Source organism: Paraburkholderia sp. (assembly GCF_035948235.1).
Classification (GTDB): Bacteria; Pseudomonadota; Gammaproteobacteria; order Burkholderiales; family Burkholderiaceae; genus Paraburkholderia.
Genome location: NZ_DASZJJ010000202.1, coordinates 1 through 16336 on the forward strand (window position 1 = coordinate 1; position 16336 = coordinate 16336).

14 protein-coding genes and 1 riboswitch are annotated in these 16336 nt (G+C 64.1%); of the genes, 9 read left to right on the top strand and 5 right to left on the bottom strand.

The genetic code is table 11. The features are described from left to right. Window positions 1-168 precede the first annotated feature (168 nt). Window positions 169-345, top strand: a riboswitch (yybP-ykoY riboswitch). 62 nt (window positions 346-407) lie between these two features. Next, on the top strand, window positions 408-1418 hold the full coding sequence (locus VG320_RS17180) for a sodium:calcium antiporter (protein WP_327201287.1): 1011 nt from the start codon (window positions 408-410) through the stop codon (window positions 1416-1418). Between the two features lie 144 nt (window positions 1419-1562). Here the strand turns inward: VG320_RS17180 and VG320_RS17185 are convergent, their stop codons facing one another. Beyond that, the gene (locus VG320_RS17185; protein ID WP_327201288.1) at window positions 1563-2969 is read right to left on the bottom strand and encodes a HAMP domain-containing sensor histidine kinase; all 1407 of its coding nucleotides are present in this window, start codon (window positions 2967-2969) and stop codon (window positions 1563-1565) included. A gap of 253 nt (window positions 2970-3222) precedes the next feature. On the opposite strand from VG320_RS17185, the gene VG320_RS17190 reads away from it, so the two are divergent. The 5 genes from VG320_RS17190 to VG320_RS17210 all read left to right on the top strand — a co-directional run bounded on the left by VG320_RS17190 (window position 3223) and on the right by VG320_RS17210 (window position 8793). After that, entirely contained in the window at window positions 3223-3522 is a 300-nt protein-coding gene (locus VG320_RS17190) for a hypothetical protein (RefSeq protein ID WP_327201289.1), read from the top strand. Window positions 3523-3730: 208 nt separating this feature from the next. Next, a complete protein-coding gene (locus tag VG320_RS17195; RefSeq protein WP_327201290.1) occupies window positions 3731-4831 on the top strand; it encodes an iron ABC transporter permease in 1101 nt (366 codons plus the stop codon). A gap of 4 nt (window positions 4832-4835) precedes the next feature. Then, window positions 4836-5645, top strand: coding sequence for an ABC transporter ATP-binding protein (locus tag VG320_RS17200; RefSeq protein ID WP_327201291.1), 810 nt, complete (start codon window positions 4836-4838; stop codon window positions 5643-5645). Further along, window positions 5642-7816: a TonB-dependent siderophore receptor gene (locus tag VG320_RS17205; protein ID WP_327201292.1), complete on the top strand. Its 2175-nt coding sequence runs from the start codon at window positions 5642-5644 to the stop codon at window positions 7814-7816. Before VG320_RS17200 ends, VG320_RS17205 begins: the two co-directional genes overlap by 4 nt. Next, a complete protein-coding gene (locus VG320_RS17210; protein WP_327201293.1) occupies window positions 7813-8793 on the top strand; it encodes an ABC transporter substrate-binding protein in 981 nt (326 codons plus the stop codon). Before VG320_RS17205 ends, VG320_RS17210 begins: the two co-directional genes overlap by 4 nt. Here VG320_RS17210 and VG320_RS17215 read toward each other — a convergent pair. After that, the gene (locus VG320_RS17215; RefSeq protein ID WP_327201294.1) at window positions 8771-9688 is read right to left on the bottom strand and encodes a LysR substrate-binding domain-containing protein; all 918 of its coding nucleotides are present in this window, start codon (window positions 9686-9688) and stop codon (window positions 8771-8773) included. The two genes, VG320_RS17210 and VG320_RS17215, sit on opposite strands and share 23 nt — an antisense overlap. Window positions 9689-9810: 122 nt before the next feature. On the opposite strand from VG320_RS17215, the gene VG320_RS17220 reads away from it, so the two are divergent. From VG320_RS17220 to VG320_RS17230, 3 genes are all read left to right on the top strand, one after another. Beyond that, the gene (locus VG320_RS17220; protein ID WP_327201295.1) at window positions 9811-10386 is read left to right on the top strand and encodes a nuclear transport factor 2 family protein; all 576 of its coding nucleotides are present in this window, start codon (window positions 9811-9813) and stop codon (window positions 10384-10386) included. 252 nt (window positions 10387-10638) lie between these two features. Continuing rightward, a complete protein-coding gene (locus VG320_RS17225; RefSeq protein ID WP_327201296.1) occupies window positions 10639-11787 on the top strand; it encodes an MFS transporter in 1149 nt (382 codons plus the stop codon). After that, the gene (locus tag VG320_RS17230; RefSeq protein ID WP_327201297.1) at window positions 11784-12176 is read left to right on the top strand and encodes a RidA family protein; all 393 of its coding nucleotides are present in this window, start codon (window positions 11784-11786) and stop codon (window positions 12174-12176) included. The genes VG320_RS17225 and VG320_RS17230 overlap by 4 nt, the downstream gene beginning before the upstream one ends. A gap of 62 nt (window positions 12177-12238) precedes the next feature. Here VG320_RS17230 and VG320_RS17235 read toward each other — a convergent pair whose 3' ends face one another. The 3 genes from VG320_RS17235 to glpD all read right to left on the bottom strand — a co-directional run bounded on the left by VG320_RS17235 (window position 12239) and on the right by glpD (window position 16287). Next, a complete protein-coding gene (locus VG320_RS17235; RefSeq protein ID WP_322045534.1) occupies window positions 12239-12955 on the bottom strand; it encodes an MIP/aquaporin family protein in 717 nt (238 codons plus the stop codon). 156 nt (window positions 12956-13111) lie between these two features. Continuing rightward, complete coding sequence (glpK, locus tag VG320_RS17240; RefSeq protein ID WP_327201298.1) at window positions 13112-14617, bottom strand: glycerol kinase GlpK; 1506 nt, start codon at window positions 14615-14617, stop codon at window positions 13112-13114. 122 nt (window positions 14618-14739) lie between these two features. Next, window positions 14740-16287 carry a glycerol-3-phosphate dehydrogenase gene (gene glpD, locus VG320_RS17245; protein WP_327201299.1) on the bottom strand — a complete coding sequence of 516 codons (1548 nt, stop codon included), beginning with the start codon at window positions 16285-16287 and terminating at the stop codon, window positions 14740-14742. Between the last annotated feature and the right edge of the window lie 49 nt (window positions 16288-16336).

The following is a 16336-nucleotide window of genomic DNA, read 5'->3' on the forward strand; positions in this document are numbered from 1 at the left end:
ATCACTTCTGATTCGTCAGACCAGAAAGCTGAAAGCACGATGCGGCGCGCTGCCATGCGCGCCGCGTTTGACGCGCATGCCGCCATACGGGCGCCATGCGCGTTTTTTCATGGGTTTCTCCCCGATACGTCGCCAACACTCGGCAACGTCATATTCGTACGCTATAATGCGCGGGTCTTAGGGGAGTAGTCTGCCTTGCGCGCAATGTGCGAGGCGCCGTCGTCAACATAATTGGCAGATTTGCCATGGCGCCGGCAGCCGTTCTTCGGCCTGACGAGACCTATGACGTCATCCCTTACACCCGGGCTGGGCGGGGGGATTGCGTCATTGGTCCAACCGTCCGGCCCGTGGAATGTCACTACAACAATGTCCCTCAATTCCCGCTTCCACCACCCGGAGCGTGCGTCATGATCTGGACGTTCGCCCTGCTCATTGCCGCTGCCGGCATCATCTATCTGTCCTGCGAGACCTTCGTCAATGGCGTCGAATGGCTCGGGCAGAAGCTCAGTATCACGCAGACCGCCACCGGCACGATTCTCGCCGCGTTCGGCACCGCGTTGCCTGAAAGCGTGGTCACGCTGGTGGCCGTGGCGTTCGGCGGCGACGATGCGCACAAGGAAATCGGCATCGGTGCGGCCATTGGCGGCCCGCTCGCGCTCAGCACGATTGCCTATGCGGTGGTAGGCGTCGCGTTGCTCGCGACCGCCGCTCGTGCGGGCCGCGCGCGCGCCGGCATGGTGGACGCCAATACGCGACGCCTGCGCCGCGACCAGCTCTGGTTCCTCGCAATCTTCGTGGCGAAGATCGGACTTGGCCTCGTGGTGTTCCACTTCAAGCCGCTGCTGGGCATCGCGTTCCTTGCGGCCTACGCGTTCTATTGCTGGAAAGAACTGAGCGACGATGGCGGCGAGGAAGAGGAAGAAGGCGGCGATCTCGAACCGCTCAAGCTGCGCCCGCGCGACGCCAATCCGGCCATGGTGTGGATCCTGCTGCAGACGCTCGGCGCGCTGGTGGTGATCTTCTTCGCGTCGCACCTGTTCGTGCAACAGATTAGCGCCGTGGGACCGTGGCTCGGCTTGAGCCCGCAGTTGACCGCGGTGCTGTTCAGCCCGATCGCCACCGAACTGCCCGAGATCATGAATGCGATCATCTGGGTGCGTCAGGGCAAGGAGCGCCTTGCGCTCGCCAATATCAGCGGCGCGATGATGATCCAGGCGACCATTCCCACCGCATTTGGCCTGTTCTTCACGCCGTGGCATCTGGGCTCGCCGTCGATCCTCGCCGCCGTGATGACGATGCTCGCGATCCTGTTCCTGCAGTGGTCGTTCCGCGCCCCGCAGGTCAAGAGCCGTCAGCTCACGCATGTAGGCTGGCTCTATGCCGTGTTCGCAGCGATGCTCTTCGTGATTCCGCAGTAAGGCTGCGCTTCATCCAGGCACGTTTAAATACGCTTTAAATGTGCTTTAAAGCGCCTGGCTTATGCATGCGCGGGACGGAACACCCACACCGCCTCGCGCATGCACCGCGTGCACTATGGCTATAGTGACCGGCCCAAACGACTTTCAGCTCATTGACTGCGCGTCTTTCGCCCCTTGTTCGCGGGAGCGCGCGCCAGCGTAGGCCCAGCAATCGAGCGTTACGCGCAAACCCGGCCGCGCGTTCCCGAGCGCCAGGCCAAAACCGTGCATGCGCATGACCGCCTGCACCAGCGAAAGCCCCAGCCCCGAACCCGGCGCCTCGCGCGTGCGCTCGCTGCGATAAAAACGCTGGAATACGGCCATACGCTCCGCTTCCGCAATGCCCGGGCCGTTGTCGCTCACCTGCACGCTCGGCCCTTGCGCCCCCATCGAGACCTGCAGACCCACACGCCCGCCTGACGGCGTGAACTTGATGGCGTTGTCGAGCAGATTGGCGAGCGCTTCGAACAGCAGCGCGTAATCGGCGCGCACCACGGGCACACGCTCCAGTTGCAGCGTCAGGTCGAGATGCTTTTCGGCGGCGAGCGGCTGATAGAGATCGGCCACTTCGGCACACAGCCTATCCAGCGCAACATCGCCGAAACCTGCGCGCCGCCGCATTGATTCGATCTCCGAAATACGCAGCATCGCCGTGAAGCGCCGCAGCACGTCATTGACGCCGCGCGTGGCCTGATCGACGAGGCTCGCGTGATCGCCATCGAGCCGCTCCAGCGGCACACGGGCGAGATGCGCGCGCACGCGCACGAGCGGCGTGCGCAGATCGTGAGCGATGCCGTCGCACGCGCCTTTGACCTCATGCATGAGGCGCGATACTTCGTCGAGCATGTGATTGACGATCTGCGAGAGCCAGCTGATTTCGTCCCTGCCACCGTCGGGCAAGCGCGCGTCGAGATCACCCGCCGCGATCTGCTGCGCGACACGGCGCACCGCCTGCACGCGACGCAACTGCGATGTGGAGACCAGCACGCCCACGCCCAGGCCACCCAGCATCACCAGCACCGCGCTGCCCGCCAGACCACCGAGCATGGTCTCGCGCAAACGTGCCATTTCGCCCACGTCGCGCGACACTACCAGCAGATCGCCATCAGGCAGGCGCGTCACGCGCGTGCGCAAATACTGGGGATGAACCGTGGTGGGGCCGATCAGAAACGGCCGGTCCCAGACGCCGACGCCGTTTTCGGTGAGGTGATGCGGCATGCGCGCGATATCGCCCGCGAGCCAGCGCTTGTCCGGCGAGAATAGACCGTAGAAGTTCACCGGGCGCTGGATCTGGCTGCGGATATGCGCGTCGAGCTGCGCGGGCACCTGCGCTGGCGCAAGCGCCGAAAAATACGCGAATTGCCAGTTGATGTTGTAGTCGGCCTCACGTGCGGTATAGGACGCCGATTGCCAGTAATTCAGATAAACGAGCGCGGACATGGATGCCGAAAACACCAGCGCATAGATCATCAGCAGCCGGAATGTCGTGCTGCGCCAGAGACTCATTTTCATCGTATTTCCCCGCATTTCCCCGCCTTCGCGCCCAGTATCGCAAACCGGCCATACACAAACATGAAAAATTTTTTAGTTTTGTGAAAGAACGCATACATAACATCCATGCCGCTAAAGAAAGTTTAATTCGCCGGCAATGACGCTGTCGTGGCGGGCAGTCAAAATAGGCAGTGCGAATCGACGACTTTCTGTTCATTCGCCACAAAAATCAGTCTTGACCCGCCTTTGTTACCCGCCATAGAGGAAATTCACCATGAAACGCGCTCTTACGCTTTGCCTGCTTTCGCTTGCTGCCGCGCTGCCGGCCTTGACCTCCGTTTCAGCCCATGCAGCAGCGGACCCTGCTGGGCGGCACGGCGTTGCGCCTATCCAGATCAAGGCGCAACTCTATCGCGCATGGCTCAACGGCACGACCGCCACCGACGAGAAGAATTCATATCCGTTCGCACCGTCCAATCGCGCTGAAGTATCCGCTTCGCGCTGCGGTTATGTGCTTGGTAACCCAGGCGCATCGGAATTTCCGGCAATCACGCGATCTGTCTGTTCGCAATAAACACCACACCTTCACGCATTATTCCCAGGCACTTCAAATATCGGCGCGCTGATTTGTCGCACCGGTTTTCTGTCGGATCAAAAACGTTATATCCGGTAAGATATTTCGAATCCGCAGGCGGCACAGCCGCTTATTTCAGCTTATCCCCTGGCTTTTTGCCAAATTCAATGAGAAGCGCGGCGCATGATGCGTCGCCTCTCTCATCGCAATGCCGATATCGAAGTCGTCAACTTTCATTCCATTCGCGTTCAAGCCGCTAGACAAACGCACCGTCGCCTTGCGCCTGGCGCTCACGGGCGTGCCGCTCGTCGCGTGGCTCGGGCTATGTGTGGGCCGTCTGCCGCTCGCACCGGGACAGGTCGCGTTGACGTTGCTCGCGGCGCTTCATCTGCACGCGCCGCTCGCCAATAGCGCGCACGCCGCGTTACTGCATGCCGTGGTGATGGACGCGCGCCTGCCGCGCCTCGTGGCTGCGGCATTGATCGGCGCGGCGCTCTGCACGTCGGGCGCGACCTATCAGGCCGTGTTTCGCAATCCGCTGGTTTCGCCAGGGTTGCTCGGCGTGCTCGGCGGCTCGGCATTTGGCGCGGCGCTCGCCATCGTGGCAGGCAGCGGCAGCGCGCACGCCATGTGGATCGAAGCGAGCGCGTTCGTGGGCGGCATCCTCGCGATGGCCGTTGGCGTGGGCGCGGCGTCGCTGATCGGCGGTATCGCGGACGCACGCGGCGAGCGCGGCGGCGTGCTCTCGCTGCTGCTCGGCGGCCTCGTAAGCAATGCACTGTTTTCCGCACTCGTTTCGCTGCTCAAATACGTGGCGGACCCGCTCAACCAGTTACCCGCCATCGTGTACTGGCTACTCGGCTCGCTTGCGCAGACCGGCTGGCACGATCTTGCGTGGGCCGCCGCGCCGCTCGCGCTGGGCACGCTGCTGCTGTGCTTCGCCGCTCCGCTCATCGACGGCCTCACGCTCAGCGACGACGAAGCGCGCAGTCTGGGCGTGCCCGTGCACACGATCCGCTTTGGCGTGATGGCGCTCGCCACGCTGGTCAGTGCGTTGACGGTCGCGCTAGCGGGCATGATCGGCTGGATCGGCCTGCTGATACCCAATCTCGTGCGACCGCTGGTGGGCGCGTCGAATCGATTCGTACTGCCGATGAGTGCGCTCGTGGGCGCGATTGCGCTCATGCTCGCCGACACCTGCGCGCGCAGCGTCGCCAGCGCGGAAATCCCGCTGGGCGTGGTCACCGAACTGGGCGGCGCGGTAGCGTTCGTGGCCGTCCTGCGCACGCTGCGCCGCGATGGACGCTAGGCCCATGAGCGATCCGCATTCGCTGGCCTGCCGCGATATCGTCGTGCGGCGCGCGCACGCGTGCGTGCTCGACGGCGTGAGCTTTGGCGTGCGCGCGGGCGAGCTGGTGTCGCTGCTCGGCGTGAACGGCGCGGGCAAAAGCACGCTGCTACGCGTGCTACTCGGCCTCATTTCACCCACGGCCGGCGAAGTGCATCTGCAAGGCCAGCCGTTGCAGCGCCAGGCGCGCCGCACGATCGCGCAGCAGGTGGCCTGGGTGCCGCAGCATCACACGCCGCAATTCCCCTATACCGTCGAGCAGATTGTCATGCTCGGGCGTCTGCCGCATCGCGGTCTCATGCGCGCGCCGCGCGCGGAAGATCGCGAGGCCGTGGCCGCGGCACTCGACGACATGCAGATCGCGCATCTCGCGCAACGCGACTACGGCGCACTCTCGGGCGGCGAGCGTCAGCGCGTGATGCTGGCGCGTGCGCTCGCGCAGGGCGCGCGCATCCTCCTGCTCGACGAGCCGTTCGCGGGCCTCGACTTCGGTCATCATCTGCGCCTGCTGGAGCGCCTCGCGGCGCTCGCGGCCAATGGTTATGCGATCGTCAACACGAACCATCGCCCCGACGACGCCTGCAACCTTTCCACGCGCGTGGCGCTGCTGGACGGCGGACGCATCGTTGCCGACGGGCCGCCGCGTGACGTCCTCGATGCACCAACCGTTGGCGCGCTCTATCGCGCCCAGGTCGAACAACTCGACATCGACGGCCAGCGCTACTTTCGCGCTGCCGCACCGCTTTCCTCACTGCCGCCCTCCAGTACCCGATGACCTATCGACATCCGTCGCACTGCGCTGCCTTCGCGTTCGCAGCCGCGTGCGCATTCGCCGCCGCGCATGACGCCCACGCGCAAAGCGCGCCGTCCGCCTCCGCCGATAAAACCACGCCAGCCGATACAAAAACGACCACGCTCCCCGCCGTCGCCGTGAGCGCCAGCGCCACGCCGGACAGTACCAACAGCCCGCGCAGCGATACCGCAACGCTCGGGCCGCTTGGCACGCTCAAGCGCGTGGACACGCCTTATACGGTCAACGTAGTGACGCAGGAAGTGATCGCGGATCAGCAATTGAAGAGCATTCCCGATGCGCTGCGTCTGCTGCCTTCGGTCCAGGGCGACGGCGCCCGCCCGCAGAGCCGCGGCATTCAGGGCAGCGTGGTGCAAAACAGCCGCATCGACGGACTCAATGTGGTGTCGACCACCGATTACCCGCTTGAGGAATTCGATCGAATAGAAGTCCTGAATGGTCTGGCTGGCGCGCTGTACGGCCCGGCCAATCCGGCGGGCACGTTCAACTACATCCAGAAGCGGCCAACCGACGAGCGCCAGCTTCATTTCACGCTGGGCTACGGCACGCAGACGCGCTTCACGCGTGGCCTCGACGTATCGGATCGCGTGGGGCCGTCGAAGGCCATCGGCTACCGCCTCACGCTGCTCGACGAAACCGGCACTGGCTACACAGACCACAGTTCGTTGCGCCGCCAGCTTGCCAGCGTGGCGTTCGACTTCCATCTCTCGCGCGATACCGTGGTGGAAGCGAACTTTAGCCACTACCACTACGTCACCAAGGGCTTCCCGGCAACCTTCGCGCTGGCGACCGGCGCGCATTTTCCGGCAGCGCTCGATCCAACCAATGCAGTCTGGGGCTCGGCCAACGGCGGCAATGACGACACCACCGATACCGGATCGCTGCGCCTGAAGCACGACTTCTCGCCGAACTGGCACGTGGAGGCGGCGGTGCTGCGCCAGATCGCCGACCGCGAATCGACCACGCCTACCAACACGATCGCCACCACGGGCGCTTACACCACCACGATTGGCACCGCCACTGCCAGCCGCTTCACGATCACGAGCAACCTGCTCTATCTGCGCGGCCACGTGGAAACGGGCAGCGTCCAGCACGACATCAGCGTGGGCACGAGCGGCTTCGTGTGGGACAACTTCAATCCCGTTGCGGGCGCAACGACTACGCTCGGCACGGCGAGTCTGGCGAATCCGCAATCGTTCGCGCTCACCGGCGTGCCCGACTTCGAGCATCGTTATCAGTCGGCGCAAAGCTCGCAACAGTCGTTCAACGCGAGCGACAATATCCGCTTTTCGCCGCACTGGTCCGTGCTGCTCGCGGGCAGCCAGAGCTGGCTGTCCACGCACAACTACAGTGTGAAGGGCGTGCAGACGAGCGAGTCGGCCAATCAGGGGCTATCGGGCGCGGCGAGCCTGATCTTCAAGCCGCGCGAGAACCAGAGCCTCTACGTGACTTATGCGGACAGTCTCCAGCAAGGCGATACCGCGCCCGCAGGCTCGACCAACGCGGGCAATATTCTCGATCCCTATCGCAGCAAGCAGTGGGAAGTGGGCTACAAGCTCGCACTCGCGCGCCTCAACGCATCCGTCGCGGCATTCCGCATCACGCGGCCTTACGCCTATACGCTTGCGGACGGCACGTATGGCACAGCGGGCAATCAGGTCAATCGCGGTATCGAGCTGATGCTGGACGGCAACGCCACGCGCAATCTCTCGGTGTTCGGCGGCTTGACCTGGCTCGATCCGCGCCTGTTCGATACGGGTAACGCGAGCACTGAGGGCAAACGCATCGTCGGCCTGCCTGAATTCGCGCTCAACGTGCTCATGCAGTACAAGGTGCAACAAGTGCCGGGGCTGTTCACCAACCTCAACGTCCACTACGTCGGCGCGCGGCCCACCGATAACGCCAACACCTGGTCGGTTGGCTCATACACGACGCTCGATCTGGGCGTGGGTTATCTCGCTGACATCATGGATCGGGCGGTGACGTTCCGGCTGTCTGTCGATAACGTCACGAACCGCCGCTACTGGACCAATATCGTGCCTGGTGGCCTGAACGGCTATACGGGGTCGGGCAATGCCACGGCGCAGCTCGGCGCGCCGCGCACGGTCACAGCTTCCGTGGAGTTCGACCTATGAGATTCGCTCGCCTCGCTCGTGTGCTTGCGGCCGCCGCGCTCGGTTCCTGCGCGTTCGCCGCGCAAGCTCAGCCTAAAACCCGCATTGCGGATCTCTGGTACGCGCACAACGCCGTGGTCACGATGCTCGGCTCCGCCAGCGACGTGGTGGCGACAGTTGCCCGGCCCCAGGCGCTGCCGTGGATGTTCCGCGTCGCACCTGCGCTGGCGCATGCGCAACCCGTTGCGGGCGCAACCGTCAACGCGGAAGACCTGTTGCGCCTGAACGCCGACGTGGTCTTCGCAAGCGCCGGCGACCCGACCATCGGCGCGATGCAGCGGCTGGGGCTCGACGTCGTGCCGGTGAGTTTCGACGATTACGATTCGATGCTTCGCTGCATCGACCTCACGGCGCAAACGCTCGACACGCCGCTCGCCCGCGAGCGCGCGCGGGACTATCGTGTCTATTTGCAGGCGACGCTGCGCGACACCGCCCAGGCGCTCGCCGCACATGGCGGGCATACGACGCCGCGCGTGCTGCATGTGGCGTCGCTCATGCCGCTGAAGGTGGATGGCTCGGACACCATCGTCGATCAGTGGATACGCGCGGCCGGCGCGCGCAACGCCGCCGATGGCTTGCGCGGCAACCTCAAGCCGGTGTCGATCGAGCAGGTGCTGGCGTGGCATCCCGATGTCGTGATTCTCGCGGCCAACGCGGGATCGATCGACGCGACGCCGCAGCGTGCGCTCTGGCAAACGCTCGACGCCGTGCGCAATGCTCGCGTCTATCGCAATCCGACTGGCGTATTCCCGTGGGACCGCTACGGCCCGGAGGCCGCGCTCGAAGTGCGCTGGGCCGCGCGAACGCTGCATCCTGAGGCGTTCAAGGATGCGGAGCAACCGTCTATGAAGTTGCAGACACAACAGTTCTATCAGCGCTTTTACGGCTACGCGCTCTCCAACGCCGAAGCGACGCTCATGTTGAACGGCGGGACTTGAGCGCAGCCGCGCTACGCGTTTGTGCGACCTCAAGCGCCAACGTGTGAAAGGCCACCACCGCGCCCGACGATTCGTCGGCGCGGCTGAGCAGCAATAAGCCAGCCGATCCGGCATCCGAAACGTTCCGGTACGTGATTCCTGGCAGCACGATCTCTTCGACCGAGCGCGGCACCAGCGCCACGCCCAGACCGGCCGCCGCCAGCGCCAGCACGCTCAGCGTGCTGGACACCCGAAACGCCGGCTCCACCGCGATGCCCAGATGCGCGCGCAAATGAACGAGGCCCGCGTCGCCATCGTCAGATGAAAAGGCGATGATCTGCTCATTGGCCAGCACCTTGAGCGGCACGCGGGCGCGTTTTGCCAGCGGATGATCCTGCGCCATCGCCACCACCATCGGCCAGTTGCCGATGCGCTCGCAACGTAGCGCGCGGTTTTCCGCAAGCGGTTCAACGGTGCCATAAGCGATGTCGATTTCGCCTTTCACCAGCGCATCTTCCTGCAGATTCGGCGGCATTTCCTGCACAGCGACCTGCGCGTGCGGAAAGCGCGCGCGAAACTGCCGTAGCGCTTCCGTGAGCATGCCGGACAGCACCGCGTTGCCCGCGAAGCCCACCCGCACGCGGCCGATTTCACCACGCAGCGAACGCCGCGCCGCATCGCGCGCGTGCTCTGCCTGCGCAAGCGTCCGACGCGCTTCCGTGAGCAAAACCTCGCCCGCCGCTGTCAACAACACGCCCTGACGGGTTCGCGTGAACAGCGGACCGCCCACCTCCTCTTCGAGATCGCGAATCTGCATGCTCAGCGCGGGCTGCACGATATTCAGGCGCTGCGCGGCCTGGCCGAAATGCCCGGTCTCGGCCAATGCCACGAAATAGCGCAAATGACGTAGTTCCATTCACGTTCCTTTCATCATCTGAACTGATCGAACGATCATAACAATATATTTTACTGATCGATGTGCGGTACCCATACTGCCCGGAGAGACATTTATTTCCCCCAGTAAAAGAGGCACTTTTCATGCAAACGACACTCCAGGACCGCCAGGACATTGCCGATCTGATGAACGGCTGGATGCACCGCGATCTCGCGCAATGGGGTCAGCTCGCGAACCTGTTCCACCCCGAAGGCACCATCGAGGTCACCTGGTTCGAAGGCTCCGCCACCGATTTCGTCGCAGGATCGCAGCGCATGGGCAAATCCGATATGCGCAGCAAGCATTTCGTCGGCCAGCCGGTCATACGCTTTAACGGCGCGAAGGCGATCGTGGAAACCAATGCGATGATCATCGGCGAAAACGTCGCGCTCGAGCTCGGCTGCGTCGCGCATAGCCGCTTTTACGATCTGGTGGAAAAGCGCGCGGGCGTGTGGAAGATCGTCCGGCGTCAATGCATCTACGACAACGCGTATTTCACGTTTCCTTGCGGCGTCGTCGAGATCGATCGCGAGGCTGTGCGCAAGCAACCGCGTGAATATGCGGCGCTTGGCTGGCTGCTCGAACAAGGCGGCTTTCCGGTAAAGCGCGTGTTCGCCACTAAAGGCAGTGAACTCGAACGGCAGATGAAGGCGCAGGGAGAGGACTGGCTCGAAAGTTGATCGGCGTGCAGACGCGGCCACTGCCGAAACCGGAATGTAAGCGACCTGTACAATCTAGCCTTGAGGTTTTTTCAATCTGTCCCTCGCGGCTTGCGTGCAGTTGCTCCCAACTCCTCAGTGGACGCGCCCCTGGCGGCGCTTCGAATCCGCGCGCCAGCCGCAGCCTTTAGCTGATCACTCCCGATGTCGGATATCGAATGCGCGCACGCATCGCGCGCCAACCAAACAAATAATCGCCATAAAGACCGTTGGGTGGCCGTCTGGTCGCTTGCGCTCGGCTCGTTTGCCAGCGTCACAACCGAATTCCTGCCCGTGGGCGTGCTGCCCGAAGTCGCGCGCACCTTCGGCATCTCGGACGGCCAGGCCGGGCTGATGATGACCTCGCCCGCGCTGTTCGCCGCCGTCGCCGCGCCGGGCGTGATGATCGCCGCGGGCCGCGTTGACCGGCGACGCGTGCTGATCGGCCTGTCCGTGATTCTGCTTGCGGCCTGTTTGATCGCGGCGTTCGCCAACAGCTTTGCGATGCTGCTGGTCAGCCGCGCGATGGTGGGTGCAAGCCTTGGCGCGTTCTGGTCGCTGGGCCTGGCTGTTGCGGGCCGTCTTGTCGCGCCAGAACACGTCCATCGCGCAGCGGGGACAATCTTCGGCGGCGCGGCGCTGGCGATGATCGTCGGCTTGCCCTTCGGCACCTTGCTCGCGGGGTTCTTCAGTTGGCGCGGCGCATTTATCGGCGCAGGCGTGCTGGCCACCATCGCGTTGATCGCGCAGATCGTGGTTCTACCTCCCATGCCCGCTCAATCGCGCCTGCGTCTTGGCGGTTTCGCCGCGTTCGCACGCCAACGCGAGGCGCAATTGAGTCTTGCGCTCACGCTCATCGTGTTCATCACGCACTTCGGCGCGTACACCTATCTGATGCCGCTGCTGCTTCAGGCCGGTGTCTCCGGCGATACCGGCACCTGGGTGCTGCTCGCTTATGGCTTCTGCGCGCTGGTCGCGAATTTCGCCGCCGGGCGTTATGTGAGCCGCAGGCTCAGCGCGGCGATGCTCGGCAATATCCTGCTGCTGGCCGTCGTGCTCGCGCTGCTGCCCTCGCTGGACCACGCGCGCTTCACGGTGCTCGCGGGGGTGATGATCTGGGGCATTGCGTGGGGCGCGTTGCCGCTCTGCCTGAACGTCTGGCATCGGCGTGTTGCGGGTGGCGAAAGCGAGGCCGCCGCCGCGCTCTTCACGCTGGCGACACAGGTGGCGATTGCGCTCGGCTCCGTCGTGGGCGGCGTGGTCGTCGATCATCAAAGCCTGGGCGCCGATTATCGTTACTGCGCGCTGATGGGATTCGTCGCTGCCGCGCTGGTGCTACGCGCGCGTGCGCGCAAACTTCACACGGCAAAGGACCAGGCATGACCGACCGTGAACTGATCGTTCCGCCACAAATGCAGGCGGTTGTTGAGCGCGCAGGCTATGTGCCGGCGGTGAAGGTCGGCGCGACTGTGTACTGTGCGGGACAGGTCGGGCGCACGCCCGAACTTGAAGTGATCGCCGATCCCGAAGCGCAGTTCGTCGCCTGCTGGGAGAACCTGCGCGTCGTGCTGGCCGAAGCGGGTTGCACGTTCGAAGATATCGTCGATATGACGACGTATCACGTGCAGATGAGCGAGCACATGGCAGTCTTTCGCGCCGTGAAGGACCGGGTGTTTCCGCGCGGCACCTGCGCATGGACGGCGATCGGCGTGTCCGAACTCGCGCGTGCGGGCCTGCTCGTGGAAATCAAGTGCGTGGCGGTGCAGCGGTAAACGGAAACCGCGCCGGGACAAACTCCATCCCGACGCGGCAGATCACGCCTTAAGGCAACGCTTCAGTGCGAAGCGTGCAGATACAGATACAACGACGATGCCGCCACGCCGCCCAGCAGCGGGCCGACAACCGGAATCCACGCATAGCGCCAGTCGCTGTCGCGCTTGCCCGGAATCGGCAGCAGCGCGTGCATGATGCGCGGCGAGAGATCGCGTGCGGGGCTCATCGCGTAGCCCGTGGGGCCGCCCAGCGAAATGCCGATACCCAGCACGAGCAGACCGACCGGCAGCGCGTCGAGCGCACCCAGGCCCACTTGCGGCGCAGCCAGATACAGCACGCCCAGAATCAGCACGAAGGTACAGATTGCCTCAGTGATGACATTGTGGCGCACGCAACGAATCGCCGGGCCCGTGCAGAACACGGCGAGCTTGAGATCCGCGTCCTCTTCGTTGGCAAAGTGCTGACGATAGGCCAGCCACACGAGGAACGCGCCAGCCATGCCGCCGAGCATCTGTGCGGCGATATAACCGCCCACTTTCGACCACGCGAACTTGCCCGCCAGCGCGAGGCTGATCGTGACGATCGGGTTGAGGTGCGCGCCGCTATACGCCGCCGTTACATAGACGGCCACGAACACGGCCATCGCCCAGCCCATCACGATGACGATCAGGTCCGCGCCGCGGCCCTTGGTTTTGGCAAGCAGCACGTTGGCGACAGCGCCGTTGCCAAGTAGCACGAGAATAGCTGTGCCGATGAATTCCGCAATATAGGGTGACATTTGGTTGTCTCACTTATTGTGCAGCGGGCATGCGTGGCCGATGCTCCGGCCCGCTGCCCGCGCGCTATTGTTGTGTGATTGGATTTACTTGGGATGCCCTGTTTCTACAACGATACTTCTACTGCCTTGCTTCCATGACATCGCGCATGCGCGATGTCACTGCGTGTCGTCGGCCCACGCCTTGGCGGCGCGCACCGCACGCTGCCAGCCCGCGCGGCATGCATCGACCTGCGAAGCCGCCATGCTAGGCGAGAAACGCTTGTCCACATGCCACTGGCTTTGCAGTTCGTCCACGTTCTTCCAGTAGCCGATCGCCAGACCCGCGAGATACGCCGCGCCCAGTGCGGTCGTTTCGGTGATCTGCGGACGCACCGCATCCACGCCCAGCAGGTCGGCCTGGAACTGCATCAGCAGATTGTTCGCACTCGCGCCGCCGTCCACGCGCAACTCGCCCACGCTGATGCCCGAATCCGCTTCCATCGCCGCGAGCACGTCGAGCGATTGATACGCAATCGAATCGAGCGCCGCGCGCGCGAGGTGACCCGAGGTCGTGCCGCGCGTCACGCCAAACAGCGAGCCGCGCGCACGGGCGTTCCAGTGCGGCGCGCCCAGACCGGCAAAGGCGGGCACGAGATACACGCCGTCGGTATGCGGGACGCTGGCCGCCAGCGCCTCGATTTCCGACGCGCTCTTGATGATGCCCATGCCGTCGCGCAGCCATTGCACCACCGCGCCTGCGATAAAGATGCTGCCTTCGAGCGCGTAATTGACCTGATCGCCGATCTGCCAGGCGATGGTGGTGACGAGGTTGTTCTTCGACTCGATGGGCTTGTCGCCCGTGTTCATCATCAGGAAGCAGCCCGTACCGTAGGTGTTTTTCACCATGCCGGTATGCGTGCACATCTGGCCGAACAGCGCAGCCTGCTGATCGCCGGCGATACCCGCAAGCGGAATCTTCGATGCAAACACCGTCGTCTTGGTCGGTCCATAAACTTCGGATGACGAACGAACTTCCGGCAGCATGCTGCGGGGAATATCGAGCGCTTCGAGCAGATCGTCGTCCCACTGGCGCGTGTGAATGTTGAACAGCATCGTGCGCGATGCGTTGGTCACGTCCGTGACGTGCAGTTCGTGCTTGGTGAAGTTCCAGACGAGCCAGCTGTCGACCGTACCGAACGCGAGCTTGCCCTGACGCGCCTTTTCGCGCGCGCCTTCGACGTTGTCGAGAATCCAGCGGATCTTGGTGCCCGAGAAATACGAATCGATCGGCAGACCGGTCTTGGCGCGCACTTTCTCTTCGAGGCCTTGCGCCTTGAGCTGGTCGCAGAAGTCGGCCGTGCGGCGGTCCTGCCAGACGATGGCGTTATAGATCGGATGACCCGTTTCGCGATCCCACACGATGGTGGTTTCGCGCTGGTTCGTGATGCCGATAGCAGCGATGTTGGTGCCGTTCATGCCCGCGCGCGTGACGGCTTCGGCGGCGACGCCTGCCTGCGTCGACCAGATTTCCTGCGGATCGTGCTCGACCCAGCCCGGACGCGGATAAATCTGTTCGAACTCTTTCTGGGCGGTCGATACGATGCGGCCCTGGCGGTCGAACAGCATCGCGCGCGAACTCGTGGTGCCCTGGTCGAGCGCGAGAATGTATTGTTGATCCTGCATGTCTCTTATCTCCATCCGTACGTAGTTGTGATTCGCGCCGCGCCTTTAACGGATTACGCGGCGCGCGATGTTGCTACCTGCGTTGCCACCTGCGTTGCTGCCTGACGTTGCCAGCCGTGGCCTCAATGTGGCACGGCCGTGCGCGCCTGGCTCGCGGCGAACCACGATTCGAGCGCGGCCGTCACGGCCTCCAGCGTGCCCGACGCCACATGCAGGCCGAGCTTCGAGCGGCGCCACAGCACATCCTCGGCGCAGGTTGCCCATTCGGTATCGCGCAGATAGCGCAGCTCGGCCTCATAGATGCCGGGCGCGATCTGCGGGCCCAGATCGTCGAGCGATTTCGCCGCGCCAATCAGTCGCTCGGCGCGCGTGCCGTACGCGCGGGCGTAGCGCAGCGAGAGCGGTGCGGGCAGCCACGCGAAGCGTTTGGCGAGGCTCTCGGCGAACGGTGCGAAACGCGCATTGGCGATGTCGCCGCCCGGCAGCGGCTTGCCCGCCGTCCATGCGCCAGCCTTGCTGCCGAGGGCGCCTGCCAGCATGTCGCCGGCCTCTTCTGCGAGCTTGCGGAAGGTCGTGATCTTGCCGCCGAATACGGACAGCAGCGGCGCGCCGTTGGTGTCGTCAAGCTCGAGCCGATAGTCGCGCGTCACCGCCGAAGCGTTCTTCGCGCCCTCTTCCTCGAGCAGCGGACGCACGCCCGAATAGGTCCAGTGCACATCGGAGGGCGAGATCTTACGCTTGAAATAGCGATTGATCGACTCGCACAGGTAACGCGTCTCGTCGCCGTCGATCGCGACCTTGGCCGGATCGCTGCGATATTCCACATCGGTCGTGCCGATCAGCGTGAAATCGTGCTCGTACGGAATCGCGAAAATAATGCGCTTGTCGGGGTTCTGGAAGATGTAGGCATGGTCGTGCTCGAACAGACGCTTCGTCACGATATGGCTGCCCTTCACCAGACGCACGCTATGCTGCGCGTCGCCGCCGATCGCACCGTGCAGGACCTCGCCCACCCACGGACCGGCCGCGTTCGCGACGGCGCGCGCGCGCACGTCGAAGGTGCTGCCGTCGGCGCGGCGCAGCGTGGCCTGCCATTCGGCTTCACCAGTGGCGTTTTTCACGCGCTGGGCGGCCACCAGCTTGGTACGCGTGAGAATGCGCGCGCCGCGTTCCTGCGCATCGAGGGCATTGAGCACGACCAGGCGCGCGTCGTCCACCCAGCCATCCGAATACACGAAGCCGCGACGGATCGAATCGATCAACGGCGCACCTGCCGCGTGGCGACGCATGTCGATGCCGCGCGAGCCCGGCAGCAGTTCGCGCTTCGCGAGGTGATCGTAAAGGAACAGGCCGATGCGAATCAGCCATGCCGGACGCAGATTGGGCATGTGCGGCATCACGAAGCGCAGCGGCCACATGATGTGCGGCGCCGCGCGCAATAGCGTCTCGCGCTCCTGCAGCGCCTTGCGCACGAGCCCGAATTCCCGGTACTCGAGATAGCGCAGCCCGCCGTGAATCAGCTTGGTGCTGGCCGACGAGGTATGCGAAGCCAGATCGTCCTGCTCGCAAAGGAGCACGGACAGCCCGCGCCCGGCTGCGTCGCGCGCGATGCCCGCGCCGTTGATCCCGCCGCCCACGACGAGCAGATCGTACCGATTCTCTTGAGTCACCTGCGTTTCCTGTTTGTGGCCCTGTTTGTGGGCTTGGCTCAATGCCCTT